Raw genomic sequence first — 24558 nt, 5'->3', positions numbered from 1 at the left:
CTGCGGCTGGCCGTCGCCTCCGGCAACGCGGCCCGGGTGCTGTCGTGGACCGAGAGCTGGCGCGCCGGCGCGCTGCGGATGAAGTCCGTGTCGCCGCCCGACGATCCGCGCCTGGAGGACGCGCTGGCGTCGTTGCGCGCGGTGTCCGCCGACGTCGAGTCCGCCGTGCTGGCCGGGAAACCCGCGGGGTCGTTGCGCGGTCAGCTCGTGCGGGCCGAGCAGCGCGTGCGCGACCTCACCCGGCAGATGTCCGGTGAGGTGTCGGTCTTCAAGCCGCCGTCGGTCGCGGCACTGGGGTCGGCTCTCGGGTCGTCGGCGCTGATCGAGTTCGTGGAGTACGACGGTGAGCTGATGGCCGTGGTGCTCGCCGGCGGTCGCGCCTCGCTGCACCCGCTGGGGCCGGTGGAGGAGGTGGTGCGCGAGATCCGGTTGCTGCGCTTCGCCCTGCACAGGCTGGTGACGCTGCCCCCCGCGCTGCCGAACCTGGCGGTGGCGCGCTCGTCGGCTTCCCACGCGGCCTCCCTGTTGGCGCGGCGGCTGCTCGACCCGCTGGCGCGGCGGATCGACGGGCGGCCCCTGGTGGTCGTGCCGGCCGGTGCCCTGAACGGCCTGCCGTGGGCCGTGCTGAACCGGCAGGTGACCGTGGCGCCGTCCGCTTCGGTGTGGCTGCGCGCGTGCTCCGCGGCGGACGCCCCGGGCGAGGCCGTGCTCGCCGCAGGCCCGCGCATGGCCGCCGCGCCGGCCGAGATCAGGGCCATCAGCGAGCACGTGCCGGGCCGCGTCCTGGTGGAGACCGCGGCGACCGTCGGCGCGGTGTCGTCCGCAATGGACGGTGCCGCCCTGGCGCACATCGCCGCGCACGGCTCGTTCCGCGTCGACAACCCGCTGTTCTCGGCGCTGGAACTGGCCGACGGCCCGCTGACCGTCTACGACATCGAGCGGCTGCGGCGCCCGCCGACCAGGGTGGTGCTGTCGGCCTGCGACACGGGACAGTCCGCCGTCCGGCCCGGCGACGAGCTGATGGGCTTCACGGCGGCGCTGCTCGGGCTGGGCACGCGGACGCTGATCGCTCCGGTCGTCCCCGTGCCGACCGACGGGACCGCGCCGGTGATGGTGGAGCTGCACCGGAAGCTGGCGGCGGGAACGGCCCCGGCCGAGGCGTTGGCCGCGGTGCAGCGGGCCGCCGCGGACGATGGCGCTTATGCGGCGGCTGTGGGATTCGTGTGCTTCGGGGCGGGTTGAACCTCCGTCACTTCGGCGGCGGCGTCTTGTGCAGCGCCAGCGCGCTGGCGCCCGAACACCCCAGCTCGCCGGGCTGCGTCTGCACGCGCGGCGGGTACCAGGCGGCGACCGTTCCGTCCGCGAGGCGCACGCCCGCGAGGCACGAGCCGCCGCCCTTCGCGATGACGCCGACGTTGCCGTCCCGGACGAACGCGTCGAGGTGAGGGTCGGCCCAGGGGAGCTTGGTCTGCTCGTCCACGGGCAGGGGCGGGAGCTTCGCGCGCAACGCCGCGAGCACCTCGTCCTGCGTCGGTGCGGCCGGTAGTTCGGTGAGGATCGTCTTGAAGGCGTCCGGGTAAGCGGGTGGCACACCGGTCTTCTGCGCCGGTGGCGGGACGACCGGCTGCGCGCCGGCGGGGCAGTGGACGCGCTCGGGGCCGCCTCCGGTGACGCCGTGGTAGGTGAAGTCGGCTCGGTAGCACGCCGTCACGGGGTCCTCCTCCCAGAGCCGCCAGGGCTGGTGCGACTCGGAGGTGCCGGGGTCGAAGACGCGGAACAGCAGGCTGGCGCGGACCTTCGTGGCGTCGCTCGTCGGGCTGTCGGTGACCTCCAGGACGGCGAAGTACTTCGGGTCGCCGTTGCCCTCCAGCGCCGCGCGGGCGTAGGCGTTCGCGTCGGCGCCCACCGGGTAGCCGATGCGTTCGGCGACCTTCCTGGCTTTCTCGTCGGTGGTGCTGTTGCCGTCGGGACGGTTGACGACGAACGCCGTCACGCCGAGCACCGCGGCCAGCAGAAGAACGGCCCCCCATGCCTTCATGGCCCCCGACGGTAGCGGCGTGGTCGCCGCGGGGGCCAGGAGTAGTTGTACTCAGGTCGTTCCAGAACGTCAGCGTTTCGCTTATGGTTGGTCGCCATGACAACGAGGTCGTGGTGGGGCTGGGGCACCGTCGAGGACGCCGTCACGCCGGAGGAACGCCGCGTGCTGACCGAGCGGGTCCGGGCCGTGCTGCCGGACGCGGACCTGACGTTCCACGCGCCACCGGACCCCGCCTCGCTCGACCTCCCCGCCCCGCGCTTCCCGGTGCCCGGTGGGATCTGCTCGGCCGATCCCGTCGACCGGCTCTCGCACGCTCGCGGACAGGCTTACCGCGACGTCGCGCGGAACCTCGCCGGGGACGTCGGAACGCTGCCCGACGCCGTTGCCCGGCCGCGCACCGAGCAGGACGTCGTGGACGTGCTCGACTGGTGTTCGTCGAACGACGTCGCCGTGATTCCGTTCGGTGGCGGCACTTCCGTGGTCGGTGGCGTCGAGCCGCGCGACGCCGAGCGCGTCGTCACGCTCGACCTCGGCGCGCTCGACCGGGTGCTGGAGGTCGACCCGACGAGCCGGGCGGCGCGGATCCAGGCGGGCGTGCCGGGGCCGTCACTTGAGGCGCAGCTCGAGCAGCACGGCCTGACGCTGCGGCACTTCCCGCAGTCGTTCGAGTTCTCGACGCTCGGCGGCTGGCTCGCCACGCGCGCAAGCGGGCACTACGCCACGCTCCACACGCACATCGACGACCTGACCGAGTCGCTGCGGGTCGTGACGCCGCGGGGCGTCTGCGAGTCGCGGCGGCTGCCGGGGTCGGGTGCGGGGCCGTCGCCGGACCGGCTCTTCCTGGGCTCGGAGGGAGCGCTGGGCGTGATCACCGAGGCGTGGATGCGGCTGCAGGACCCGCCGGTCCACCGCGCGGGCGCCTCGGTGCGGTTCGCGTCGTGGGAGCGGGCCGTCGAGGCGACGCGGCTGATCGCGCAGTCCGGGCTGCACCCGGCGAACTGCCGCCTGCTCGACCCGGCGGAGGCGTTGCTCAACGCGGGTTCACCGCGGTCCGTCCTGGTGCTGGCCTTCGAGTCCGCGGACCACCCGGTCGACGCGAAGCTCGCGCGTGCGCTGGAGCTCTGCGGGGACGGGGAGGTCGTCGAGGGCGCGGCGCGGCGGTGGCGGAAGTCGTTCCTGCGCATGCCCTACCAGCGCGACGCGATGGCGCAGCACGCGATGATCACCGAGACGTTCGAGACGGCCTGCACGTGGGACCGCTTCCCCGGACTGCACGCTTCCGTCGTCGCGGAGGCCACCGAGGTGTTGCGGGAGGTCTGCGGCGCCGGCATCGTCACGTGCCGCTTCACGCACGTCTACCCGGACGGCCCCGCGCCGTACTACGGCGTCTACGCGCCCGGCCGCTGGGGCAGCCTCACCGCGCAGTGGGACGAGATCAAGGCCGCGGTGTCCGAGGTGTTGCTGGGCGCGGGCGGCACGATCACGCACCACCACGCCGTGGGCCGCGACCACATGCCCTGGTACACCCGTCAGCGCCCGGACGTCTTCGGCGCGGCCCTGTCCGGCGCGAAGGCCGCGCTCGACCCGGCCGGAGTGCTCAACCCCGGCGTCCTCACCACACGAGCGACCTGAGGATCAGCGCCGCGATGAACACCACCGTGAACGCCAGGTCCAGCCCGAACCCGCCGAACCGCACGGGCGGCAGCACCTTGCGCACCGGTGAGAGCACGGGCTCGGTGACGCCGTGCGTCACGCGGCGCACCTTCCACACCCAGTCACCCCGCGCCTGCAGCGTGACCGCCCAGTCGACGATCATCCGGCCGATCATCACGAGGATGAACAGCGTCAGCAGCCAACCGAGGATCCAGCCGACCAAGCCGAACAAGAGGGCCTCCTTGTGTCCTGTACGTCCATGAAGCCACACGAAACTGAGAGGCGCCTGGCAACTCGCTGAGACAGTGTTCAGCGCATGGCGTACGACGAGGGCCTGGCCCACCGCCTGGGGGAGTCGCTGGGCGACCTCCCGGACCTGAGCACCAGGAAGATGTTCGGCAGCCTCGTGTTCCTGTGGCGCGGGAACATGCTGGTCGGAGCCCTGGGTTCCGACCTGATCGCGCGCGTCGGACCGGAGGCGCAGGCCGACGCGCTGGCGCAGCCGGGCGCCCGCGTCTTCGACTTCACCGGACGGCCGATGACCGGCTGGGTGGTCGTGGACGGGGAGGCGGTGGCGGAGGACGAGGCGCTGCAGGAGTGGGTCGGGCGGTGCCGCGAGTTCGTGGAAGCGCTGCCACCGAAGTGAGCCGGCTGGACGAGGTCCGCGCGGCGCTGGACGGGTGGCGCGGCATCAGCGAGACGGAAGCACTGGGCGGCGTCGTGTTCGAGTGGGATGGTGATCCGCTCGTCGGCGTGGTGGACGACGAACTGGTCGTGCGCGTCGAAGGGGGAGGCTGGGCCCGTGCGGCGGGTGACCTCGACGAGCTGTTGGACCAATCGGCCGGTGTGGTCCTCGAAGAGTGCGTGATCCGCTGGCACGCAGAGCTCCGGAACGGCGGTTCGACGCCTACCAGGCCATGCTCGCGCTCGTTCGTCACGACCCGGAACGCGAGCAGCTGCAGCGCGTCCTGCTGGACGTCGTCAGCGGCTCCGACCGGGACCTCGCCCAGCTGGCCGTCACGTGCCTGGGACACGTCGGCAGGATCGACCGGGAGGTGCTGCCCGAGGTGGTGCCGGCACTGCGGGAGCTCCTCGGCGACCCGCAGCTCGGCGGGAGGGCCGAGGACGCCCTCGGGGACATCGAGCACTTCGCCCGGCACCGCGACGACGTGCGCCATCGGCACGGCCCCGGAGCAGGAGTGTCCACAGAGGTCACGCCGACCGGGGTGCGGCTTTCCGACGAGCCCGGCTCCCCGCACCGCCGGAGCGGCACGTCGACGACGGTGAAGTCGTCCAGGACGAAGTAGCTTGGGTCGCATGACTTCCGCTGAGGACATGCTGGCCGTCGCCGTCGAAGAGGCGCGGACGGGACTCGCCGAGGGCGGTGTCCCCATCGGCGCGGCGCTCTTCGACGGCGACGGCCGTCTGCTGGGCCGGGGCCGCAACCGCCGCGTGCAGGACGGCGACGCCTCCATGCACGCGGAGACCTCGGCCTTCCGCAACGCCGGGCGCCAGCGCGGCTACCGCGGCACGACCATGGTCACGACCCTGTCGCCGTGCTGGTACTGCAGCGGCCTGGTCCGCCAGTTCGGCATCTCGAACGTGCTGATCGGCGAGGCCACGACGTTCCACGGCGGCCACGACTGGCTCGCCGAGCACGGCGTGGGCATCACCGTCGTCGAGGACCCCGCGCTGATCGAGCTGATGACGACGTTCATCGCCGAACGCCCCGAGCTCTGGTACGAGGACATCGGCCGCGATTAGCGTGGAGGCATGGCTTCTGTGCTGATCGCCGGTGCGGACCCCGGCGGGCTGGCCGTTCTGCTGGAGCAGGCCGGCCACACGGTCCGGCTCGCGCCGCTCGACGCCGCCCCCGGTGAGCCGGTGGCGGTGGCGGGGGAGCCGGACGAGCTGGACGTGCTGATCAACACCGCGGGTCTCGCGCCGGAGACGTTCGAGGCGAAGGTCGCGGGACTCGCCAGGGTTCTGCAGGCTCACCTGCCGGCGCTCGAGCGGTCCGCGGCCCCGGTGGTCGTCAACGTCGGCGACCCGGGGTCACCGCTGTCCGAGGCGGCGGCCAGGGTGGTGGCGGTCGAGTACGCGAAGGCGTTCCCCGGGGTGCGGATCAGCACCGCCGGGGAGGACGCCGAGAGCATCGTGCGGGTGGTGGGGCGGGAACCGTAGCGTCAGCCGGTGTAGCGCGCGAGCGCCTCGTCCACCGAGCCGACGATCGTGAACACCGAGTCGAGTCCGGTCGCCTCGATCGGGCGCAGCGCGGCGCGCGACGACGCCACCACGACGAACTCGACGCCGGTCTTCGTCGCGCGCTGCTGTCCCAGGACGAGGGCCTCGAGGCCCGCGGAGCCGAGGAAGCGGACGCCGCCGAGGTCCACGACGACGGCTCGCGTGCCCGCCACGACGTGGTTGTCCAGCGGGCCGGTGAGTTCGCTGCTGGACGTGGTGTCGAGCTCGCCCGAGACGTGCAGCACGACGACGTCCTGAGTGGTCCGGTCGGCGACCACGGTGGCCAGAGCGGTGGGGTCGGGCACGCTGTCTCCCTTCAAAAGCTTCAGCACCCCACGTTAACAACGCGGCCCGGCGAGAGCGACCAACGCCCCCTCAGCGAGGGGCGGCCCGCCTGCACGGACGCGTGGACGTGCTGGGTGAGCCGGGCGTGCAGTTCGTGGCAGACGGTGAAGCCGAGGCGCACGTCCTCCGGCGGCCACTGCACCGGCAGCAGCTGCGCGAACGGGTCGCCGCCGATGGTGTCGACCGCGGTCAGGAAGCCGACCAGGGCTCCGACCAGGCGCCGGTGCAGGCCGAACAGCGACAGGGCGTTCACCAGGGCGAGGGTGGGGGCGGGCATCTCGTCGACGCCGGTGGACGGCGCGACGTCGCGCAGCGTCACCGTGAACAGCACTGAACGGGTGCGTTCGGAACGGGTGCCGTAGGCGTCGCCCTGGATGTCGCGCAGCACCGAGCGCATCTGGCGGCGCGGCTGCCAGAACGCGTGGTGCCGGCGCAGCTCGGCGCGGCCCTCGTCGGTCAGGGCGGCGGGGGTGGTCGTCCCGGTCAGCGCGCGCAGCGCCGACTCCCAGCGCTGCTCCAGCGCCGCGTGGAACTGGGCGAGCGCGGGGTGGTCCTCCCAGCCCGCGGCGACGTCGTCGAAGCCGCGCGTCCGCAGCTCGTAGCAGACCCACAGCGAGAGCTGCAGGTCGTCGTCCGCCCACGCGTCCCTGGTGCCGCCGCTGACGAGCAGCGCGGGCCGGGGCAGGGGTGGCCGCCGCAGCTCGGCGATGAGGGCGGAACTCATGTGGCCGCGGGGAGCGGGCAGGCGCATCAGGTTTCCTCACGCGTTCGGGCGATCAGCAGGTCCACAAGGGACTCGGGGTCCGGGCAGCGCCGTTGCCGGGCGGCACCGCAGCCGTTGTGGCGCAGCCAGTCGATGTGCCGCTCCACAGTAGACAGAGTGCCTCGATCGCGCAGCGCGACCCCGACGTGCTCGACGAGTGACACCGCCCGGTCGAACGCGGGGGAGAGCTTGCCGGTGCGCGGATCGGCGGCCAGTCCGTCGACCCCGTCGCGCGACGCCCGCCAACATGCCGCCCGCAGCACGGGATCGTCCACCCCCCGTTCGGAGGGTTCCGCCACGACGAGGGCGCGGACCAGCTCCGCGAAGACCGAGACCTCCGCCGCGAGCTGGGGGATGTCGGCGACGCGCACCTCGACCGTCGGGTGCTCGGCGGACGGCCGGACGTCCCAGTACACCATCGCCCTGTCCATCAGCGCTTCCGAGTCGATCAACGCCTGGACGGTCCGGTCGTAGTGCTCGGGCCCGTCCCAGTGCGGCGGTGGCCCGCTCACCGGCCACCTCGACCACACCATCGACCGCCAGCTCGCGTACCCGGTGTCCTCGCCGAGGTAGTACGGGGAGTTCGCGCTCAGCGCGAGCAGCGTCGGCAGCCACGGGCGCAGCTTGTTCGACGCCGCAAGGGCTTCGGCCTTCGAAGGGACACCGACGTGCACGTGCAGTCCGCACGCGCCTGTGCCGGCCACGAGACGGCGGTGGGAGTACTCGATCCGGTGATAGCGGGGGTCATCCGATCCGGGAGGGGGCCCGGCCTCGCCGATCGGCGGCATGCCCGTCGCCACGAGCCGGCAGCCCGCGGCGTCGACGAGCACCCGCCTGCCCTGCCGCACCTGCTCGTCGAGCTCGTCGAACGTGGACGTGACCCCGGTGGCCACCTCGATCTGGAACGGCGTCAGCTCACCCTGGACATCCAGGTCACCGGGCGCGCGGGAGATCTCCCGCACCCGCGGTGCCAGCGCCACCGGACGCCGCGACTCGGGATCGACGAGGAGGAACTCCTGTTCCACGCCGACCGTGTAGTGATTCATCGGCGAGCGGGTACCCGCGTCTGGTGCTGATCAACCTCGGAGTGACCACATGAGACTGCGCCGCAGCGACCCGGCGGGGCAGGGCTGGACCCGCCGCCGTCAGGGCAAGGGTTTCCGCTACCTCGACGCGCAGGGTCAGCCCTTGGCCCCCGAGGACGTCGCACGGGTGAAAGCCCTGGTCATCCCGCCCGCGTGGCGGGAGGTGTGGATCTGCCCGCACCCGACGGGGCACATCCAGGCCGTCGGCTACGACGACGCCGGACGCCGCCAGTACCTCTACCACGAGCAGTGGCGCGTCGAGCGCGACGCGGAGAAGTTCGACCGCGTCCTCGAGCTCGCGCCGAAGCTGAAGGGGTTCCGCGAGCAGACCGCGCGGGACATGAAGACACGCGGGCGGCTGCGGTTGCTCGCCATCGGGCTGCGGATGCTCGACCTCGGCATCTTCCGCGTGGGCCACGAGCAGTACGTGGACGAGAACGGCACCCACGGCGTCGCCACCCTGCTCTGCGAGCACGTGAGCGTCCGGGGCAGCCGGATCCACTTCCACTTCCCGGCCAAGTCCGGCGTCCAGGTCGACGAGGAGATCACCGACCCCGAGCTCGCCAGGGCGCTCAGGTCGCTGCTGCGGGGCAAGACGCCGGACTGCCGCGTCTTCGACATCACCGCCGACGACCTCAACGAGCGCTTCCGGGAGCTGGTCGGCGACGAGTTCAGCGTGAAGGACCTCCGCACCTGGCGTGCCACGGTGTTCGCCGCCCAGGCCTTCGCCGCGGTGCTGGCCGAGCGGGGCAGGCCGTCGCAACGGGCCGTCAGCTCCGTGATGAAGGGGGTCTCCGAGCAACTGGGCAACACGGCGGCCGTGGTGAGGAAGTCCTACGTCGACCCGAGGCTGGTCGAGGCGTTCGAGCACGGCGAGGTCATCGGGCGGGGCGACCCGGAGCGGGCCGTCCACAGGCTGCTCAAGCAGGCTTGACGGCCGCCCGGTCGCACTGGCGGCACCACACGGCACCCTGTGCCGCCGCCAGTGCGGCGAAGCCGGAGAAGAGGTGCAGCGCGTTGCTGCCGGCGTTGACGTTCAGGAAGTTCACGACCTGCTCGTCGTAGCGGGCCATGCCGAACCCGAACAGCACCAGGTACAGCACCGCCACGAGGAGCGCGGTGCTGCTCAACGCCTTGAGCCTCGGGAACGCGAACAGCAGGGCGGCGCCGGACACCAGGTGGAGGACGTTCTGCAACGGGTTCACGCGCAGGCCCAGCACCCAGGTGTCCGCCTCACCCGCGAAGTTCGAGAAGCCGGTGACGGCGAACCCCGCCAGCCCCCAGAGCACCAGCAGCGCGCCGGTGCCGATCGCGAGCTTCTGGGGCCACCGCAGGCGGTTCATGAGATCAGTATCACCAGTACCGGACATTCCCGCTCACTCGTTTCACTCCTCCGCCAGCAGGTCGTGCCGCAGCTGCTCCAGCGACTTCGTGAGCAGGCGCGACACGTGCATCTGGGAGATGCCGACGCGGCGGGCGATCTCGGTCTGGGTCAACCGGCCGAAGAACCTCAGGACCACGATGGTCCGTTCCCGCCGGGGAAGGCCCCGCAGCATGGGCTGCAGGGCCTCGTGGATCTCGACCCCCTCGAGGGCGGGGTCGTCGACGGTCGATCCCTCCAGCGAGTCGAGGGGCGCGAACGCGATGTTCTTCTCGATCCGCAGGCCCTCGTACACGTCGCTGATGGGCATCCCCAGGTGCCGGGCGATCTCGGAGGGGGTGGGGGAGCGCCCGGTGCGGTGCGACAGCTCGGCGGTGGCCCCGTCGATCGCGTCGCACAGTTCCTTCAACCTCCTCGGCACCCGGACCGCCCAGCACTGGTCGCGGAAGTGCCTGCGCACCTCGCCGGTGATCGTGGGCACGGCGTAGGACAGGAAGTCCGTCTGCCGGCCCACGTCGAACCGGTCGATCGCGTTGATCAGGCCCACTGCGGCGACCTGGGCCAGGTCCTCCATCGGTTCGCCGCGTTCGCTGAAGCGGCGGGCGATGTGCCGGGCGAGCGGGAGGTACTCGCGCACCAGCCGGTCCCGCAGCGCGTAGTAACGCGGCGAGTCGCGGCTGGTGCGGGCGAGTTCCTCAAACGCCGCGTGCTGGTCTGGCGTCAACGCGCACCGCGATCAGACCTGGGGCGGTGGCGTCACGTCGCCACGCCACGCGCCGGTCTCGGTGCCGCGGTTCTCGATGAACTCCTTGAACCGCTTCAGGTCTCCCTCGACCCGGTGGCCCACGACGCCGAGCGCGGCACCCGCCTTCTCGGTCAGGGTCTCCGGCTCGAACTCCATCTGGAGGTGGACGCGCGTCGTGTCGTTGTCGATGCGGTGGAAGGTGACCACACCCGCCTGCGACGGGCCTTCGACCGTGGTCCACGCGACCCGCTCGTCCGGGTGCTGCTCGGTGATCTCCGCGTCGAACTCGCGGACGACACCACCGATCTTCGTGGTCCAGTGCGTCATCGTCGGCGTGATCTGGTCGATCTTCTCGACGCCGTCCATGAACGCCGGGAAGGATTCGAACTGGGTCCACTGGTTGTAAGCGGTGCTCACGGGCACGTGGACGTCCACCGACTTCTCAATGGTGGTCACGAAACCTCCTCCTTCGATGTCTGTCGACTGTGTCGAGAAGTGAGTACCCGTGTCACGCGCTGTTACACATCGGTGGCAAGTCCGAAGTGGACAGTCACGCAGAGTGTCGAACCCCTCGCGATCTGCGCATCACGAAATCACCCGTAGTGGTCATACGGCTCTGTGATCCAAGTCTCACGGGCTGCATACTGCTCGGTATGTCAGGAGCCCCCTAGGAGGCGCTGGTGCTCGAGGCGAACAACCTTGAGGTTGTCTACGACGACGTGATGCTGGTGCTCCGGGGCGTGAGCCTGCGGGTGCCCCAGGGCAAGGTCGTTGCCCTGCTCGGAGCCAACGGAGCTGGGAAAACGACGTTGATGAGGGCCTTCAGCGGCCTTCTCGACGTGCACGACGGCAAGGTCACCAAGGGCTCGATCACGCTCGACGGTGAACCGATCCACCGCCTCTCCCCGGCGAAGATCGCCGACAGGGGCGTCAAGCAGGCGCTCGAGGGACGCAGGATCCTGTCCGAGCTGACCGTCGAGGAGAACCTGAAGGTCGGGGGTCACGCCAGGCCGAAGAAGCTGAAGCAGAACCTGGACCGGTGCTACGCGCTGTTCCCGCGGCTGCTCGAACGGCGAAGACAGAGCGCGGGCTACCTGTCCGGCGGTGAGCAGCAGATGCTCTCGATCGGCAGGGCGCTCATGTCCGAACCGTCCTACCTGCTGCTCGACGAACCCAGCCTCGGCCTCGCGCCGTTGCTCGTGCAGCAGATCCGCGACCTCGTCGTGAAGATCAACGAACAGGGCACGACGGTCCTGCTGGTCGAGCAGAACGCCAGCATGGCGCTGTCCATCGCCGACCACGGCTACGTGCTGGAGACCGGCAAGGTCGTGATGGACAAGCCCGCCGCGGCGCTGCTCGCCGACGACGACATCCGCGAGTTCTACCTGGGACTCGGCACCTCCTCGTTCCGTGCGGTCAAGCACTACAAGCGCAGGAAGCGGTGGCTGTCATGAGCGTTCTCGAGGTCACCGACGTCCGGCTCGCGTTCGACGGGGTGGTGGCCGTCGACGGGGTGTCGTTCCGCGTCGAGGAGGGCGAGCTCTTCGCCGTCATCGGCCCGAACGGCGCCGGCAAGACGTCCATCTTCAACGTCCTGAGCGGTGTCTACCGGCCGCAGCAGGGCACCGTGCGGTTCCACGACCGGGAGCTGGTCGGCATGCGGCCCCACCGCATCGCCGCGCTGGGCATGGCCCGCACGTTCCAGAACATCGAGCTGTTCTCCCACCTCACCGTCGTCGACAACCTCATGCTCGGCCGCCACAACCACATGGGGTACGGCGCGCTGTCCGCGTTCTTCTGGCTCGGCAGGCCCCGCCGGGAGGAGCTGGAGAACAGGGCGGCCGTCGAGGACGTCATCGACTTCCTGGAACTGGAGCAGTGGCGCCGGTTCCCGGTTGGCCTGCTGCCCTACGGCGTGCAGAAGCGCGTCGAACTGGGCAGGGCGCTCGCGATGCAGCCGAAGCTGCTCCTGCTGGACGAGCCGGTCGCGGGCATGAACGTCGAGGAGACCGAGGACATGGCCCGGTTCGTCCTGGACGTCCGCGAGGAGCTCGGCATCCCGATGATCATGGTGGAGCACGACATGGGCCTCGTGATGGACCTCGCCGACCGCGTGATGGTCATGGACTTCGGCCGCCCCATCCGCACCGGCACGCCGGCGGAGGTGCAGCAGGACCCCGACGTCATCCGCGCGTACCTCGGCGAGCAGCACAAGAGCGTGACGTCATGACCCGCTCCGGAACGACCACCACGGTCGTCACGCGGGTCAAGGACCGCGCCGAGCGCACGCCCGACAAGATCGCGCTGCGGGCCAAGGACTTCGGCATCTGGCAGGAGGTCAGCTGGTCGGGCTACTGGTCGAACGTCGAGCTGGTCGGGCACGCCCTGCTGGCCCTCGGTCTCCAGCCGGGGGACCGGGTCGCGATCCACTCCGAGAACCGGCGCGAATGGCTCTACGCCGACCTCGGCACCGTCGCCGCCCGCGGCACCACGGTCGGGCTCTACCCCACGAACCCGGCGTCCGAGGTCGCGTACCTGCTGTCGCACTCCGGCGCGCGCATCCTCATCGCGGAGGACCAGGAACAGGTCGACAAGGCGTTGCTCGTGCTGGAGGACACGCCCGACCTCGAGTGGATCGTCCACGTCGAGCCGCGCGGCATCCGGGGGCGCTACGACAACCCGAAGCTGCTGGGATGGGAGGACTTCCTGGCGCTCGGCGCGGCGCACCGCGACGAGTTCCCCGGCGAGCTCGCGCGGCGGATGGCGGAGACCGGGCCGGACGACGTCATGACGTTGATCTACACCTCCGGCACCACCGGGCCCCCCAAAGGCGCGATGCTCACCGTCGCGAACGTCGAGTTCGCCGTCCAGGTGCTGGTGGAGGGCGGCGGGTTCACCTCGCCCCCGCCGTCCCCCGCCGACGTCACGCTGTCCTACCTGCCGCTGTGCCACGTGGCCGAACGCATCTTCACCACCTGGTTCAGCGCGGCCAGCGGCGTGCAGGTCCACTTCGCCGAGTCGATCGAGACGGTGCAGGCGAACCTGCGCGAGGTGCAGCCGACGATCCTGTTCGGCGTGCCGCGCATCTGGGAGAAGGTGCTGGCGGGCGTCAAGATCGGCGTCTCCAGCGCGTCCTGGCTCAAGCGCTCGGTCACCCGGTTCTGGCTGGCCCGCGCCGAGTCCATCGGCGAGACGCTGGTGCGGACGGGCGGCAAGCACACCGCGGGCAGCAGAGCCCTCTACGCGGTGGGCTGGCTGTTCTGCTTCCGCGCGCTGAAAGCCAGGATCGGCATGCGGCACGTCCGGTACGCGGCGTCCGGTGCCGCCCCGATCGCGCCGGACGTGCTGAAGTTCTTCATGGGCATCGGGGTTCCGATGCACGAGGTCTACGGCATGACCGAGAACACCGCCGTGGCGACGGGCAACAGGCCGGGACGGGTCAAGGTCGGCACGGTCGGCGAGCCGCAGCCCGGCACCGAGCTGCGGATCGACGAGGACACCGGCGAGATCCTCACCAGGCACGGCGGCACGTTCGCGGGCTACTGGCGCGATCCCGAGTCGACGCGACGGGTGCTGACCGACGGCTGGCTGCACACCGGTGACGTCGGCGAGTGGGTCGACGGCACGCACGTGAAGATCACCGACCGGATGAAGGACATCATCATCACCGCGGGCGGCAAGAACATCGCGCCGTCGGAGCTCGAGAACGCGCTGAAGACCTCTCCGTACATCAAGGAAGCCGTGGTGATCGGCGACCAGCGGGCGTACCTCGTGGCGTTGATCGGCATCGAGTACGAGACCGTCGGGCACTGGGCCCAGCAGCGCAAGATCCCCTACACCACCTACCGAGACCTTTCGGAGAAGGCGGAGGTCCAGGAGCTGGTGCAGAACGTCGTGACCGAGGTGAACGCCAAGTTCGCCCAGGTCGAGCAGATCAAGAAGTTCCGGATGTTCCCCAAGGAGCTCGACCACGAGGACGGCGAGCTCACGGCGACCCAGAAGGTCAAGAGATCGGCTCTGGGCAAGGTGTTCGGCGATCTCGTGGACTCCATGTACGGAGGAGCGCCCCGTGGATGAGTTCCTCCAGTCGTTGATCCGCGGCCTCGGCAACGGGTCCATCTACTCGCTGCTCGCGCTCGGCTTCGTGATCATCTACAAGTCGACGCAGGTGATCAGCTTCGCGCAGCCGGCGTTCATGCTGGCCGGCGCGGTGCTGGTGTCGTACCTCGCGCCCGCGGTGTCGTTCTTCGGGGCGGTGCTCGTGGCCGCCGTGGTGATCGCCGTGCTGGCGCTGGGCGTCGAGCGCACCGTGCTGCGGCCGATGGTCGGCAAACCGGTGTTCGTGGTCGCGATCATCACCATCGGCGTGGACGTCGTGGTCAGGGTCGTGACGAACGCGTTCATCGGGCTCGACGTGCGCCAGGTCGGCGACCCGTGGGGCCTCGACACCGTCAGCTTCCTCGGCGCCGAGGTGCAGCAGCGGTACCTCGTGATGATCGCGACGACCGCGGTCGTGACGGCGGCGCTGTTCCTGTTCTTCCGGTACTCGCGGATCGGGCTCGCCATGCGGGCGGTCGCCTACGACCAGGAGGTCGCGCTGGCGCAGGGGATCTCGGTCGGGTCGGTGTTCGCGCTGTCGTGGGCGCTGGCGGGCGGCCTCGCCGCGCTGGCCGGCGTGTTCGTGGCCACGGGCGCCGGCGTCGACCAGCAGCTGTGGATCGTGGCGCTCAAGGCGTTGCCCGCGATCATCCTCGGCGGCCTCGAGTCGCTCGGGGGCGCGGTGGTCGGCGGGCTCGCGGTCGGGGTCGTCGAGTCGCTCTTCGGCACCTACCAGGGTGACTTCGCGCCCTGGCTCGGACCGAACTTCGGCCTCGTCGCTCCGTACGCGTTGATGTTGCTCGTGTTGCTCGTCAGACCGTACGGGTTGTTCGGCAAGCGGGAGGTGGAACGGCTGTGAAAGGTCGTCCGGAGCTCTACACCTCCTACGCGCAGGACATGGCGTTCCTGAACACGCGGCCCAAACGCGCGTGGTCGGGCGGCCTCGTCGTCCTGGCCCTGCTGGTCCCCTTCCTCATCACCGACGACCTGCTGCAACTGCTCGCGACCGGGTTCGTGGCGGCGATCGGGGCGATCGGGCTCAACATCGTGACGGGGTACGCGGGCCAGGTCTCCCTGGGCCACGCGTTCTTCCTCGCGATCGGCGCCTACACGGGTGCCGCGCTGTCCGGCTCGGAGACGGGCCGGGTCATCGGGTTCGGCATCACGTCGCTGCCGATCTGGCTGCTGGCGTCCGGTCTCGTGGCCGCGTTCTTCGGCGTGCTGGTGGCGCCGGTGGCGGTGCGGTTGCGGGGGCTCTACCTCGCGATCGTGACGCTGGGCCTGGTCTTCCTGGGCGAGCACGTGTTCCGGGAGTGGACGTCGCTGACCGGCGGTCCCGGGGTCGGTCGTCCCGCCGCGGTGCCCGAGCTCTTCGGGGTGCGGCTGGACCGCGACAACGCGGTGTTCACGGCCGCGCAGCAGCTCTACCTCCTCATGTTCGTGCTGCTGGTGATCTTCGCCGTGCTGGCGCGGAACCTGGTCCGCTCGCGGGTGGGCCGGGCGTTCGCGGCGGTGCGGGACCGGGACCTGGCCGCGTCGGTGATCGGCGTGGACCTCACGAGGTACAAGGTGCTGGCGTTCGCGGTGTCCTCGTTCTACGCGGGTGTCGCGGGCGCGTTGCTGTTCGTGGTGAACGGGTTCTTCGACCCCGGCTCGTTCAACCTGCTGTTGTCAGTGCAGTACATCGCGATGGTGCTCATCGGCGGCGCGGGCACCATCTCCGGAGCGGTCATGGGCGCGCTCTTCATCACGCTGCTGCCACGCATCACCAGGGAACTGCCCGCGGTGCTGCCGTTCATCAGTGGTGACGCGACCGGCGCGTTCACGGTCTTCCAGTTGGAGGCCGTGCTCTACGGCGTGCTCATCATCGTGTTCCTCATCGTCGAGCCACGAGGTTTGTTCGGCATCTGGGTCCGCGTCCGCAACTACTGGCGCACCTGGCCGTTCTCGTACTGAGGAGAGAATCCCCATGTCTGCAAAGAGACTCGCGGTCGTCTTCGTCGGGGCGTTGCTGCTCGCCTCGTGCCGGGGCGGTGACGGGGCGGCGCCGCAGGAGGGCGCGGGCGGTGTGAAGGTCGACGCCGGCGTCACGTCCGAGGCGTGCCCCAACGCCGTCGACAAGTCCAAGGGCTGCATCTACCTGGGCACCATCTCGGACCTCACCGAGGGCCCGTTCAAGACGCTGGCGGTGCCGATCACGGACTCGCAGAAGGCGTTCTGGAAGCGCGTGAACGACAAGGGCGGCATCGGCGGCTACGAGGTCGACGTCACCAAGTACGTCAAGGACAACAAGTACAACCCGCAGATCCACAACCAGGTCTACCAGGAGATCAAGGGCAGCGTCCTGGCGCTGACCCAGACCCTCGGCTCGCCCACGACCGCGGCGATCCTGCCGGACCTCGAGAGCACCCAGATGGTGTCGGTGCCGGCTTCGTGGACCTCGTTGTGGGGCTTCGAGGAGGTCGTGCTGGAGTCCGGCGCGAACTACTGCGTCGAGTCGATGAACACCGTCGACTACGCCGTGGACAAGATGGGCGTGAAGTCCGTCATGGCCGTGCACCTCGCCGGTGACTACGGCGACGACGCGGCGGCCGGGGCGAAGATCGCGGCCGAGAAGCGCGGGCTCACGTTCGAGAGCGTGACCACGCAGACCGGTCAGGACAACCAGGGCGGCGCCATCGACGCCGTGGTGTCCAAGAAGCCCGACCTGGTCGTGCTGACGACCGGCCCGACCGACGCCGCCGTGATCATCGGCCAGGCCGCGGCCCGCGGCTTCAAGGGCAAGTTCATCGGCACCTCGCCGACGTGGAACCCCGGTCTGCTGAAGTCGCCGGCCGCGCCCGCGATCAAGGCGCTCTACCTGCAGTCCGCACCGTGGAAGGCGTGGAACACCGAGTCCGTCGGCCACACCGCGATGCGGGCGGCCCTGCCCGGTGTCACGCCCAACGACGGCTACACCGCCGGCTGGGTGTGGGCGTACCCGCTGAAGGCAGCCCTCGAGAAGGCCGTCCAGAACAAGGACCTGACGCGGGCCGGCGTGCTCGCGGCCGTGCGCCAGCTCACCTCCGTGGACTACGAGGGCATGCTTCCTTCGGGTGCGGGTAATTTCTCCGCTTCGCCCCAGGAAGGGACTTTCCGCCAGACCCTCATCTACCGGCCGGACGACGCCGCTCCGACCGGAGTCTCGCTGGTGGAGGAGTTCTTCACCGGTCCGACGGCGAAGGACTTCAAGTTCGAGAAGCCCTGCTACCAGTGAACCGAACGGGTGACACTCGACGCTGAGGCCCGCGAACTCTGGCTAGTCTCCCTGTGAGCTGGTCGTAGGAGGTAGTAGCGGTGTTGTCGTGCGTCGAGGTCCGCCGATCCGCCGGAGGCCTCCGGTTGTTCGTCCGTCCCCTGGCCGCGTCGCGCTGGAGCGCGCGGCTGGGGTACGAACGGGTGTCGGAGCTGTTGGTCGCGATTCGCCGGGCCGAGTCGTGCACCGTGCCGGACGTGTCGTTGCGGTACGTGCCGGACCAGCGCACCGGCGAGGCGGAACTGGAGTGCGAGACCGGGTCCGTTCTCCTGGACGCGGACGAGGTGTCGGCGTTGCACGACGCCCTCCGCGCCCACATGCCCGACCGGATGAGGCCCCTACCCGCCTAGCTTGCGCGCCAGCCACTCGGTGCGCGTGCGCCGTGCCGCCGCTGAAAGCCGGGCCTGCGGGTGGAGCGCGTCGAACCCGTGGAAGCCGCCCGCCCACGTGTGCAGTTCGGCGTCGCCGCCCGCCGCCCAGATCCGGGTGGCGTAGTCGACGTCCTCGTCGCGGAACACCTCGGCGGTCCCGGTGTCGACGTACGTCGGCGGTAGCCCGGACAGGTCGCGGGCCAGCGCCGGTGACACGTGGCCGGGCACGTCGGTGAGGTCACCGAGCACCGAACGCCAGCCGAACTCGTTCATCTCCCGCGTCCAGACACCGGGCTCACCGGAGTACTGCGCGCTGGACGTGGTGGCGTTGCGGTGGTCGAGCATCGGGCAGATCAGCACCTGGGCGGCGATCTCCGGTCCGCCGAGGTCCCTCGCCATCAGCGTGATGCCCGCGGCCAGACCGCCGCCGGCGCTGATACCCGCGACGACCACCCGGCTGATGCCGAGCGAGCCGGCGTTCTCGGCCGTCCACACCAGACCGCGGTAGCAGTCGTCGACCAGCGTGGTGCCGGTCGCCTCGGGAGCGAGCCGGTGTTCCACGGTCACCACGACGACTCCCAGCTCCCGCAACCACTCCAGCGGGATGTCGATCTGCGAGAAGCGGTCGCCCATCACCATGCCGCCACCGTGGATCCAGTAGACGCACGGCGCGGGCCCGTCGAGGTTCTCCGGCCGGAAGACGGTCAGCGCGATCTCGCCGAGGTTCTCCGGCCGGAAGACGGTCAGCGCGATCTCGCCGAGGGCGACGTCGTGCCGTTCGGCGTCGGTCTCGAAGGGAGGCGACGGCATGCGGCGGATCCGGTGGAGGAGTTCGGGAGTCAGCTCGGACGACAGCGGCATGCCGGCGAGCAGCGTGCGCAGTTCGGGGTCGAAGGCGGGCTTGGTCATCAGAACGCCGCCTTGCCGCCGACGGGCACCGCGTCAAAGCGGGCCGGCTCGCCGTCGAGCAACGTCCGGAGCTTCGCGACGAGGGCCTGGGCCTCCTCGCTCGCGAAGAACGTGCCGTGCGCCTCCGCCGTGGTCCAGCCCTCGGTCACGTGGATGACGTCGGGGTTCGCCGCCGAGCGGCCGACGAGGAAGACCACGCAGCCGTCGTCGGTCAGCGAAGGGGCGTCGAGCAGGATCTCGACGACCTCGTCGCCCTTGCCCGGCCGTGCCGTCATCGTGGCGCGGAAACCGTATGCGACCTTCATCTGTTCCTGCCTCCGTGTGGTTCTGCCGTCTTGGCGATGAACCCATCAGATCAGCTCGAACAGGGGCGATGGCAGATCGATGCTCGTGCGCTCTTGCCTGATCCTCTCGACCCGCTAGACGATCGGTGCCGGTGAACTGGCCTCCGGAACGAGTACCGCGGGGGCGCCTGAGCCGTCCGCGGGCACCGCCCACACGTCGTTCAGGCCGTCGTCGCGCTGGATGCCGTACGCCACGGTCCTGTCGTCGACCCAGGCCGGCTGGTCGTCGACGCTGCGGGTCTCGGCGAGCTCGGTGACCTTCCGCGTCGCGAGGTCGAGGACGGAGACGCGCCAGCCCTTCTGCGGATCGCCGTCCACCGCCTTCTTGTAGGCGATGCGCGTGCCGTCGGGGGACAGCGACGGGCACTCGACGTCGTCCAGGTCGAGCGGCTTCACCTCGCGCGCCGCGAAGTCGCCCTCCAGCAGGTAGCGGTGCCCGCTGGTGGACATCGTGGCGTAGAAGCGGTTGTCGTCCGAGGTGAACGTGACACCCCAGTAGTTCGTGTCGGCGGGGCGTTGCGGCATGCCCTCGACGGCGAACTCCTCCAGCGACGTGACCAGCGCGCCGGTCTTCGTGTCGAGGATGCCCGTGCTCGTGGAGAACCCGTTGGTGGCGTAGGAATGTCCGTCGACGAACAGCGTCCACGCCACCATCCGGCCGCTCGCCGACACGCGCGTGCGGTTGGGGAACCCGGTCAGCGGAACGGTCCTGAGCTCCTTGAGGTCGCGGTCCAGCACGGCCAGCTCGCCCGCCTTGAGCGCGCCGACCGGTCGCAGGCAGGAGATCGTGCCCGCGGCGGAGTACGCGCGGTCGCACCGCTGTTCGGTGACCTCGCGCGAGCCCGCCGGATCGCTGCGGGACACGGTGGAGAGCCTGCCGTTGCTGAGCACCATCAGCCGTGGCCCGGCACCGGCCGGAACCGACCGCGCGGCGTCCCCGGGAGTCGCACCGGACAGCGCGGTGTAGCCGGCGGCGACGCCGCCGAGCAGCGCGGCCGCGGTCAGGGTGACGATCAGGCGTTTGTCCACTTGCGACCTCTCCGGAGCAGAACGGCGGTGGTGACCAGGGCGAGGACGACCGCGACCGCGGCGGCCCTGGTGGCGGTCTCGGGGCTCGTGAACTGCCAGGCGAGGCCGAACAGCACGGACGAGCCGAGGTACGCGAGGGCCTGTCCGCTCTGGATCAGCGCGATCCCGGTGGTGCGCAGGCGATCCGGCAGGACCGGTCCGGCGAGCGCCATCAGGACGCCGTCGGTGGCGGCGTAGAAGACGCCGTAGAGCACCACGACCGCGACCAGCAGCGGCCAGCCGCCGATCGGGCCGTGCAGCAACAGGTAGACGAGCGTGAGCGCGCCGTAGCCGCACAGCATGACCTCGCGCCGGCCGATCCGGTCGGCGAGCGCGCCCAGGGGTGCGGCGAGCAGCAGGTAGACGAGGCTCGTGCCGACGGCGAGCAGCGGGAACCAGCCGAACGCGAGGTCTTCCCGCTTCTGCAGCAACAGGTACACGAACCCGTCGCCGATCGTGACGAGGCCGAGCAGGGACGCGGCCAGCACGATCCTGCGCACCGCCGGGTCCTTCAGCAGGGCGAGCTTCAGCGGTTCCCTGCGCCGCAACGGCTCCGGACGGTCCCGCACGTAGAGCACGAGGACCAGCACGCCGAACGCGGCGATGCAGGAGCTGGTGACGAACACGGCGTCGAACGACTGCGCCGACGCCGCGAGCACGGCCATCGCGACGAGCGGTCCGGCGAACGCGCCGATGCCGTCCATGGTCCGGTGCACGCCGAACGCCCGCCCGAGGTCACCGCTGGGGGTGGACAGGGTGATCAGCGCGTCACGGGGTGCGGTGCGCAGGCCCTTGCCCGCGCGGTCCGCGGTGATGACGAGTCCCAGTGCGGTCACCGAGTTCCCGGCGGCCAGCAGCCCGAGCTTGGCCACGGCCGAGAGGCCGTAGCCGAAGCCCGCGACCGCCTTGCGCCGCCGGGTCCGGTCGGCGAGGTAGCCGCCGGCGAGTCTCAGCAGCGTCGTGGCGCCGGTGTGGACGCCGTCGACCAGCCCGTACGCCGCCGGGCTGAGCTGGAGGCCGATCACCAGGTACAGCGGCAGGACCGCGGCCACCATCTCCGACGACACGTCGGTGATGAGGCTGACCGTGCCGAGCGCGAAGACGTTGCCGCTCAGCCCTTTCCAGTTCGCCGTCCTGGGTTTGTCGAGGGTGGACAGGTACACGCCGGCCTCCAGCAGTCCGTCAGTGGCAGTCGGTGGTGCCGCTGTCGGTGTAGGTCTTGCCCGCCTCGGGGACGAACTGCCAGTCGAAGCTGTTGTCGTGCAACGTGAACTTCAGGACGCCGCGGGTGCCGGTGTTGCGGGCCTCGCTGTTGGGCCTGATGGTGCCGAAGCCGTAGGCGCCGGCGCCGCCCATGCCCGCGACGAACGACCGGATGCCGCGCGCGGTGTCCAGCCCGCCGCTCGGGTTCTGCGGGGCGAAGCGCTCGTACTGGTGGTTGTGGCCGAAGACGACGAGGTCGGCGTTGGCGTCGTACAGCGCCTGGAACAACGGCCTGGTGGCCGTCGAGGGCGCGTGGTTGGCCCCGCTGGTGAACAGCGGGTGGTGCCAGTACGCCGCGGTGCACGGCTTCGTGTTCGCCGCCAGGTCCTGCCGCAGCCACTGCTCCTGCGCGCTGCCCGCGGCCATGCTGATGTTGGAGTTCAACGACACGATGTGCCAGTTGCCGAGGTCGTAGGAGTAGTAGCCCCGCGCCGAAGGCCCGGCCTGCGCCCCGAAGTAGTCGTAGTACCCCGTCGCGCCGCTGGTGTGGTAGTCGTGGTTGCCCGGTGAGGGCCTGGTGCGCGCTTTGTGGCGGCCCCAGGTGGGCTCGTAGTAGGTGCTGAACTGCGAGGCGGTGCCGTCCGGGTAGACGTTGTCGCCCGTCGTCCACACCGTGCCCTGGATGGTGTCCAGCAGCGCGGCGGTGGCGGTGTCACCGGAGCCGGAGTCGGCGATGTCGCCCGCGCCGACCCAGACCGGGTCGCCGGGGGGCGGCGTCGTCCCGCTGGTGACCACGAGCTGCGGCGCGGTGGAGCCGCTCTCACGCGAGTCGTAGTCGGCGCCGTCCGTGCTGCTCGACGTGACGCCGATGCTGAACGTGCCGTTGCCCGTGACGTAGCCGGTGACGTCGACCTCGTACCAGGCGTTGCGGACCACCTGCCCGAGCGAGCCGAGGGTGGCGCCGTCGATCGCCGGCTGGTTGTTCCAGGTGACCGCGGTCTCGGTCCAGCTGACGTTCGACATCGCCCGGAACGTGCCGCCGTTCGGGCTCTCCGCGCCGGAGACGGTGAATTTGATCAACGACCGCTTGACCGGGGAGTTGTCGACGCCGAGCTGGCCGGACGTGCCGTGGTTCGTCCCGGTGGACCCGTTGTCGACGTAGGTGTCGGCGACGGGCGTGAACGTGGTCGTGGCGGCCTGGGCCGCGGTGGAGGCGGTGAGGGTGGCCGCGGTGACGATGACCGTGGAGAGCACGGCCAGGGGAGCCCTGCGACGTGACATGCCTGTCCTCGGTGTGGTGGGCGGACGTGGGCCGTCGGGAAGGGTAGGGCTCAAATGAGTCTCACGCGGTGATCGTGGGACGGCCGCTGGGTGAACGGCCGGAAAATCCCCCTCAGGGGTGGTTGCGCGGCCGACGTATCCACCGGCCGCCCGGTCGCTCCGCACAGGTATGGGAGTCGAGGTCCACGACCCTCGCTGGCTCACCGCCGTGCCGGGAGCCGAGCTCGTGGTCGCGCTGGACGAGGTGGGTCCGCACGCCGCCGACGGGCACCGGGTCACGGTGCTGATCGACCTCGTGCCGGACAACGTGTCGCTGCTGCGCGGCCTGGCCGCCGAGGCCGTGGGCGAGGGTGCGCGCAAGGTCCGTGTGCGGCCGCACGGCGTCGACCGCGTCGACTTGGTCTACGCGGCCGTCGAACTGGGCCGCGTCGCCGAGGACGACGCCGTCGAGGTCCAGTTCGACGTCACGTCCGCCGCGCTGCTCAGAGCCGATCCCGCGGCGTTCGTGCGGGCCGATCCGCTGGTGGTGAAGGCCGACGGGACGGTCGTGCCGATCTGCGCGGGGCTGGAGCGGTACGCGCTGGGCGCGCTGGGCTCGTTCGACTCGCTGGTGGCCGCCTGGGACCCCGAACCCGTCCGGGACCTGTGCCGGGTCGCGCTGACCCGCGCGCTCGCGGACACCGGGCCGCTCGTGTCGTGGTACGAGCACCTCATCCGGACAGCAGACGAGATGCGGGCCTCGTGTTGATCACCGTCTCCGGCGCGACACCGCACTCCTCGGCCCGCGCGCAGCCGTAGTGCAGCCAGTCGAGCTGGCCCGGCGCGTGCGCGTCGCTGTCGATCGAGAACGTGCAGCCGGCGTCGGCGGCGAGGCTCAGCAACCGGCGCGGCGGGTCGAGGCGCTCCGGCCGCGAGTTGATCTCGACCGCGGTGCCGTGCTCGGCGCAGGCCTCGAAGACCTGCTCCGCGTCGAACTGGGACTCCGGGCGGCCCTTGCCCACGACCAGCCGGCCCGTGCAGTGGCCGAGGATGTCGACGTGCGGGTTCTTGACCGCGTTGACCATCCTGCGGGTCATCTCGGCGCGCGGCATCTTCAGTTTCGAGTGGACGCTCGCGACCACGACGTCGAGCCGTGCCAGCAGGTCCTCGTCCTGGTCCAGCGAGCCGTCGTCGAGGATGTCGACCTCGATGCCGGTCAGGACCGTGAACGGCGCCAGCTCCGCGTTCAGCGCGGCGACGACCTCGAGCTGCTCCTCCAGGCGGTCCCGGCTCAGCCCGTTGGCGACGGTCAGCCGCGGCGAGTGGTCCGTCAGCACCATGAACTCGTGGCCGAGGTCGCGCGCGGCCTCGGCCATGTCCCTGATCGGGCTGCCGCCGTCGGACCAGTCGGAGTGCACGTGGCAGTCGCCCCTGAGCCTCGCGCGCATCTCCTCGCCGCCGGTGATGTCGACGTGCCGCAGCTTCGCGAGGTAGGCGGGCTCGCGGTCGGCGAGCGCGTCCAGCACGACTCCCGCCGTCGACTTGCCGACGCCCTTGAGGTCGGTGAGCGTGCCGAGCTTCGCCCGCTTCTCGACGTCGGCGGGATCGAGACCGGCGAGGACGGCGGCCGCGTTGCGGAACGCCTGGACGCGGTAGGTCGGCTCGCCCGCCCGTTCGAGGTGGAAAGCCACCTGCTTCAACGCCTTGACCGGATCCATACCCCTTCCTACCCCATCCGGGTCGCGCACGCGCTGCA

Annotated in this window: 29 protein-coding genes; 15 read left to right on the top strand and 14 right to left on the bottom strand. The window is 70.7% G+C overall.

Annotated features, from left to right (window positions below):
* The coding region (locus tag L6E10_RS06465; RefSeq protein ID WP_236217747.1) for a CHAT domain-containing protein at positions 1 to 1242 on the top strand (1242 nt) is incomplete at its 5' end.
* A 7-nt stretch (positions 1243 to 1249) separates the two neighbouring features.
* Here the strand turns inward: L6E10_RS06465 and L6E10_RS06460 are convergent.
* Positions 1250 to 2038, bottom strand: a complete 789-nt coding sequence (locus L6E10_RS06460) for a hypothetical protein (RefSeq protein ID WP_236217745.1) — start codon at positions 2036 to 2038, stop codon at positions 1250 to 1252.
* Between the two features lie 96 nt (positions 2039 to 2134).
* On the opposite strand from L6E10_RS06460, the gene L6E10_RS06455 reads away from it, so the two are divergent.
* Entirely contained in the window at positions 2135 to 3670 is a 1536-nt protein-coding gene (locus L6E10_RS06455; RefSeq protein WP_236217743.1) for an FAD-binding oxidoreductase, read from the top strand.
* On the opposite strand, the gene L6E10_RS06450 is transcribed toward L6E10_RS06455, so the two are convergent.
* Positions 3651 to 3923 (bottom strand): YggT family protein, encoded by a 273-nt coding sequence (locus L6E10_RS06450; protein ID WP_236217742.1) that lies wholly within the window; start codon positions 3921 to 3923, stop codon positions 3651 to 3653. The two genes, L6E10_RS06455 and L6E10_RS06450, sit on opposite strands and share 20 nt — an antisense overlap.
* 84 nt (positions 3924 to 4007) lie before the next feature.
* On the opposite strand from L6E10_RS06450, the gene L6E10_RS06445 reads away from it, so the two are divergent.
* The 4 genes from L6E10_RS06445 to L6E10_RS06430 all read left to right on the top strand — a co-directional run bounded on the left by L6E10_RS06445 (position 4008) and on the right by L6E10_RS06430 (position 5875).
* Complete coding sequence (locus L6E10_RS06445; RefSeq protein ID WP_236217740.1) at positions 4008 to 4337, top strand: TfoX/Sxy family protein; 330 nt, start codon at positions 4008 to 4010, stop codon at positions 4335 to 4337.
* 214 nt (positions 4338 to 4551) lie between these two features.
* A complete protein-coding gene (locus L6E10_RS06440; RefSeq protein WP_236217738.1) occupies positions 4552 to 4998 on the top strand; it encodes a hypothetical protein in 447 nt (148 codons plus the stop codon).
* A gap of 10 nt (positions 4999 to 5008) precedes the next feature.
* Complete coding sequence (locus L6E10_RS06435; protein WP_236217736.1) at positions 5009 to 5455, top strand: nucleoside deaminase; 447 nt, start codon at positions 5009 to 5011, stop codon at positions 5453 to 5455.
* A gap of 9 nt (positions 5456 to 5464) precedes the next feature.
* Complete coding sequence (locus L6E10_RS06430; protein WP_236217734.1) at positions 5465 to 5875, top strand: hypothetical protein; 411 nt, start codon at positions 5465 to 5467, stop codon at positions 5873 to 5875.
* A gap of 2 nt (positions 5876 to 5877) precedes the next feature.
* Here L6E10_RS06430 and L6E10_RS06425 read toward each other — a convergent pair whose 3' ends face one another.
* From L6E10_RS06425 to L6E10_RS06415, 3 genes are read right to left on the bottom strand one after another with little or no spacing between them, the layout of a single operon-like run.
* On the bottom strand, positions 5878 to 6240 hold the full coding sequence (locus tag L6E10_RS06425) for an STAS domain-containing protein (protein ID WP_236217733.1): 363 nt from the start codon (positions 6238 to 6240) through the stop codon (positions 5878 to 5880).
* 20 nt (positions 6241 to 6260) lie between these two features.
* Positions 6261 to 7031, bottom strand: coding sequence for an iron-containing redox enzyme family protein (locus tag L6E10_RS06420; protein ID WP_236217731.1), 771 nt, complete (start codon positions 7029 to 7031; stop codon positions 6261 to 6263).
* A complete protein-coding gene (locus tag L6E10_RS06415; RefSeq protein ID WP_236217729.1) occupies positions 7031 to 8089 on the bottom strand; it encodes a glutamate--cysteine ligase in 1059 nt (352 codons plus the stop codon). The genes L6E10_RS06420 and L6E10_RS06415 overlap by 1 nt, the downstream gene beginning before the upstream one ends.
* A gap of 49 nt (positions 8090 to 8138) precedes the next feature.
* Here L6E10_RS06415 and L6E10_RS06410 point away from each other — a divergent pair, with 49 nt between their 5' ends.
* The gene (locus L6E10_RS06410; RefSeq protein ID WP_236217727.1) at positions 8139 to 9062 is read left to right on the top strand and encodes a DNA topoisomerase IB; all 924 of its coding nucleotides are present in this window, start codon (positions 8139 to 8141) and stop codon (positions 9060 to 9062) included.
* On the opposite strand, the gene L6E10_RS06405 is transcribed toward L6E10_RS06410, so the two are convergent.
* From L6E10_RS06405 to L6E10_RS06395, 3 genes are read right to left on the bottom strand one after another with little or no spacing between them, the layout of a single operon-like run.
* The gene (locus tag L6E10_RS06405; protein ID WP_236217725.1) at positions 9049 to 9471 is read right to left on the bottom strand and encodes a DUF4383 domain-containing protein; all 423 of its coding nucleotides are present in this window, start codon (positions 9469 to 9471) and stop codon (positions 9049 to 9051) included. The genes L6E10_RS06410 and L6E10_RS06405 overlap by 14 nt on opposite strands.
* Before the next feature lie 42 nt (positions 9472 to 9513).
* Positions 9514 to 10233, bottom strand: a complete 720-nt coding sequence (locus L6E10_RS06400; protein WP_236217723.1) for a SigB/SigF/SigG family RNA polymerase sigma factor — start codon at positions 10231 to 10233, stop codon at positions 9514 to 9516.
* 12 nt (positions 10234 to 10245) lie between these two features.
* Positions 10246 to 10710, bottom strand: coding sequence for an SRPBCC family protein (locus tag L6E10_RS06395; RefSeq protein ID WP_090101288.1), 465 nt, complete (start codon positions 10708 to 10710; stop codon positions 10246 to 10248).
* Between the two features lie 224 nt (positions 10711 to 10934).
* On the opposite strand from L6E10_RS06395, the gene L6E10_RS06390 reads away from it, so the two are divergent.
* From L6E10_RS06390 to L6E10_RS06360, 7 genes are all read left to right on the top strand, one after another.
* Positions 10935 to 11708, top strand: a complete 774-nt coding sequence (locus tag L6E10_RS06390; RefSeq protein ID WP_236217721.1) for an ABC transporter ATP-binding protein — start codon at positions 10935 to 10937, stop codon at positions 11706 to 11708.
* Positions 11705 to 12484 (top strand): ABC transporter ATP-binding protein, encoded by a 780-nt coding sequence (locus L6E10_RS06385; RefSeq protein WP_236217719.1) that lies wholly within the window; start codon positions 11705 to 11707, stop codon positions 12482 to 12484. The genes L6E10_RS06390 and L6E10_RS06385 overlap by 4 nt, the downstream gene beginning before the upstream one ends.
* Positions 12481 to 14331 carry a long-chain fatty acid--CoA ligase gene (locus L6E10_RS06380; RefSeq protein WP_236217717.1) on the top strand — a complete coding sequence of 617 codons (1851 nt, stop codon included), beginning with the start codon at positions 12481 to 12483 and terminating at the stop codon, positions 14329 to 14331. The genes L6E10_RS06385 and L6E10_RS06380 overlap by 4 nt, the downstream gene beginning before the upstream one ends.
* Positions 14324 to 15211 (top strand): branched-chain amino acid ABC transporter permease, encoded by an 888-nt coding sequence (locus L6E10_RS06375; RefSeq protein WP_236217716.1) that lies wholly within the window; start codon positions 14324 to 14326, stop codon positions 15209 to 15211. Before L6E10_RS06380 ends, L6E10_RS06375 begins: the two co-directional genes overlap by 8 nt.
* Positions 15208 to 16308 (top strand): branched-chain amino acid ABC transporter permease, encoded by a 1101-nt coding sequence (locus tag L6E10_RS06370; RefSeq protein ID WP_236217714.1) that lies wholly within the window; start codon positions 15208 to 15210, stop codon positions 16306 to 16308. The genes L6E10_RS06375 and L6E10_RS06370 overlap by 4 nt, the downstream gene beginning before the upstream one ends.
* A 13-nt stretch (positions 16309 to 16321) precedes the next feature.
* Positions 16322 to 17608: an ABC transporter substrate-binding protein gene (locus L6E10_RS06365; protein ID WP_236217713.1), complete on the top strand. Its 1287-nt coding sequence runs from the start codon at positions 16322 to 16324 to the stop codon at positions 17606 to 17608.
* A gap of 125 nt (positions 17609 to 17733) precedes the next feature.
* Complete coding sequence (locus L6E10_RS06360) at positions 17734 to 17997, top strand: hypothetical protein (protein WP_236217711.1); 264 nt, start codon at positions 17734 to 17736, stop codon at positions 17995 to 17997.
* Here the strand turns inward: L6E10_RS06360 and L6E10_RS06355 are convergent.
* The 5 genes from L6E10_RS06355 to L6E10_RS06335 form a co-directional block, all read right to left on the bottom strand.
* On the bottom strand, positions 17986 to 18927 hold the full coding sequence (locus L6E10_RS06355) for an alpha/beta hydrolase (RefSeq protein ID WP_236217709.1): 942 nt from the start codon (positions 18925 to 18927) through the stop codon (positions 17986 to 17988). The genes L6E10_RS06360 and L6E10_RS06355 overlap by 12 nt on opposite strands.
* Complete coding sequence (locus L6E10_RS06350) at positions 18927 to 19232, bottom strand: putative quinol monooxygenase (protein WP_236217707.1); 306 nt, start codon at positions 19230 to 19232, stop codon at positions 18927 to 18929. The genes L6E10_RS06355 and L6E10_RS06350 overlap by 1 nt, the downstream gene beginning before the upstream one ends.
* A 114-nt stretch (positions 19233 to 19346) precedes the next feature.
* Positions 19347 to 20300 (bottom strand): hypothetical protein, encoded by a 954-nt coding sequence (locus L6E10_RS06345; RefSeq protein WP_236217705.1) that lies wholly within the window; start codon positions 20298 to 20300, stop codon positions 19347 to 19349.
* Positions 20285 to 21502, bottom strand: a complete 1218-nt coding sequence (locus L6E10_RS06340) for an MFS transporter (protein ID WP_236217703.1) — start codon at positions 21500 to 21502, stop codon at positions 20285 to 20287. The genes L6E10_RS06345 and L6E10_RS06340 overlap by 16 nt, the downstream gene beginning before the upstream one ends.
* A gap of 19 nt (positions 21503 to 21521) precedes the next feature.
* Entirely contained in the window at positions 21522 to 22823 is a 1302-nt protein-coding gene (locus tag L6E10_RS06335) for a DNRLRE domain-containing protein (protein WP_236217701.1), read from the bottom strand.
* A gap of 169 nt (positions 22824 to 22992) precedes the next feature.
* Here L6E10_RS06335 and L6E10_RS06330 point away from each other — a divergent pair, with 169 nt between their 5' ends.
* Entirely contained in the window at positions 22993 to 23571 is a 579-nt protein-coding gene (locus tag L6E10_RS06330) for a hypothetical protein (RefSeq protein ID WP_236217699.1), read from the top strand.
* On the opposite strand, the gene L6E10_RS06325 is transcribed toward L6E10_RS06330, so the two are convergent.
* Positions 23534 to 24520 (bottom strand): PHP domain-containing protein, encoded by a 987-nt coding sequence (locus L6E10_RS06325; RefSeq protein ID WP_236217697.1) that lies wholly within the window; start codon positions 24518 to 24520, stop codon positions 23534 to 23536. The two genes, L6E10_RS06330 and L6E10_RS06325, sit on opposite strands and share 38 nt — an antisense overlap.
* Positions 24521 to 24558 lie beyond the last annotated feature (38 nt).

The sequence above is a fragment of the Lentzea sp. CC55 genome, from assembly GCF_021056325.1.
Taxonomy (GTDB): domain Bacteria; phylum Actinomycetota; class Actinomycetes; order Mycobacteriales; family Pseudonocardiaceae; genus Lentzea; species Lentzea jiangxiensis.
The sequence above is the reverse complement of the archived record's forward strand: the minus strand, read 5'-3'. Positions and strand labels throughout refer to the sequence as shown.

What these genes read in the sequence shown, in the direction of transcription:
- L6E10_RS06415 (WP_236217729.1), bottom strand. Translation starts at nt 8,089, where the DNA reads ATGAATCACTACACGGTCGGCGTGGAACAGGAGTTCCTCCTCGTCGAT.
- L6E10_RS06355 (WP_236217709.1), bottom strand. Translation starts at nt 18,927, where the DNA reads ATGACCAAGCCCGCCTTCGACCCCGAACTGCGCACGCTGCTCGCCGGC.
- L6E10_RS06405 (WP_236217725.1), bottom strand. Translation starts at nt 9,471, where the DNA reads ATGAACCGCCTGCGGTGGCCCCAGAAGCTCGCGATCGGCACCGGCGCG.
- L6E10_RS06430 (WP_236217734.1), top strand. Translation starts at nt 5,465, where the DNA reads ATGGCTTCTGTGCTGATCGCCGGTGCGGACCCCGGCGGGCTGGCCGTT.
- L6E10_RS06445 (WP_236217740.1), top strand. Translation starts at nt 4,008, where the DNA reads ATGGCGTACGACGAGGGCCTGGCCCACCGCCTGGGGGAGTCGCTGGGC.
- L6E10_RS06380 (WP_236217717.1), top strand. Translation starts at nt 12,481, where the DNA reads ATGACCCGCTCCGGAACGACCACCACGGTCGTCACGCGGGTCAAGGAC.
- L6E10_RS06435 (WP_236217736.1), top strand. Translation starts at nt 5,009, where the DNA reads ATGACTTCCGCTGAGGACATGCTGGCCGTCGCCGTCGAAGAGGCGCGG.
- L6E10_RS06325 (WP_236217697.1), bottom strand. Translation starts at nt 24,520, where the DNA reads ATGGATCCGGTCAAGGCGTTGAAGCAGGTGGCTTTCCACCTCGAACGG.
- L6E10_RS06460 (WP_236217745.1), bottom strand. Translation starts at nt 2,038, where the DNA reads ATGAAGGCATGGGGGGCCGTTCTTCTGCTGGCCGCGGTGCTCGGCGTG.
- L6E10_RS06335 (WP_236217701.1), bottom strand. Translation starts at nt 22,823, where the DNA reads ATGTCACGTCGCAGGGCTCCCCTGGCCGTGCTCTCCACGGTCATCGTC.
- L6E10_RS06385 (WP_236217719.1), top strand. Translation starts at nt 11,705, where the DNA reads ATGAGCGTTCTCGAGGTCACCGACGTCCGGCTCGCGTTCGACGGGGTG.
- L6E10_RS06420 (WP_236217731.1), bottom strand. Translation starts at nt 7,031, where the DNA reads ATGCGCCTGCCCGCTCCCCGCGGCCACATGAGTTCCGCCCTCATCGCC.
- L6E10_RS06350 (WP_236217707.1), bottom strand. Translation starts at nt 19,232, where the DNA reads ATGAAGGTCGCATACGGTTTCCGCGCCACGATGACGGCACGGCCGGGC.
- L6E10_RS06365 (WP_236217713.1), top strand. Translation starts at nt 16,322, where the DNA reads ATGTCTGCAAAGAGACTCGCGGTCGTCTTCGTCGGGGCGTTGCTGCTC.
- L6E10_RS06455 (WP_236217743.1), top strand. Translation starts at nt 2,135, where the DNA reads ATGACAACGAGGTCGTGGTGGGGCTGGGGCACCGTCGAGGACGCCGTC.
- L6E10_RS06330 (WP_236217699.1), top strand. Translation starts at nt 22,993, where the DNA reads ATGGGAGTCGAGGTCCACGACCCTCGCTGGCTCACCGCCGTGCCGGGA.
- L6E10_RS06410 (WP_236217727.1), top strand. Translation starts at nt 8,139, where the DNA reads ATGAGACTGCGCCGCAGCGACCCGGCGGGGCAGGGCTGGACCCGCCGC.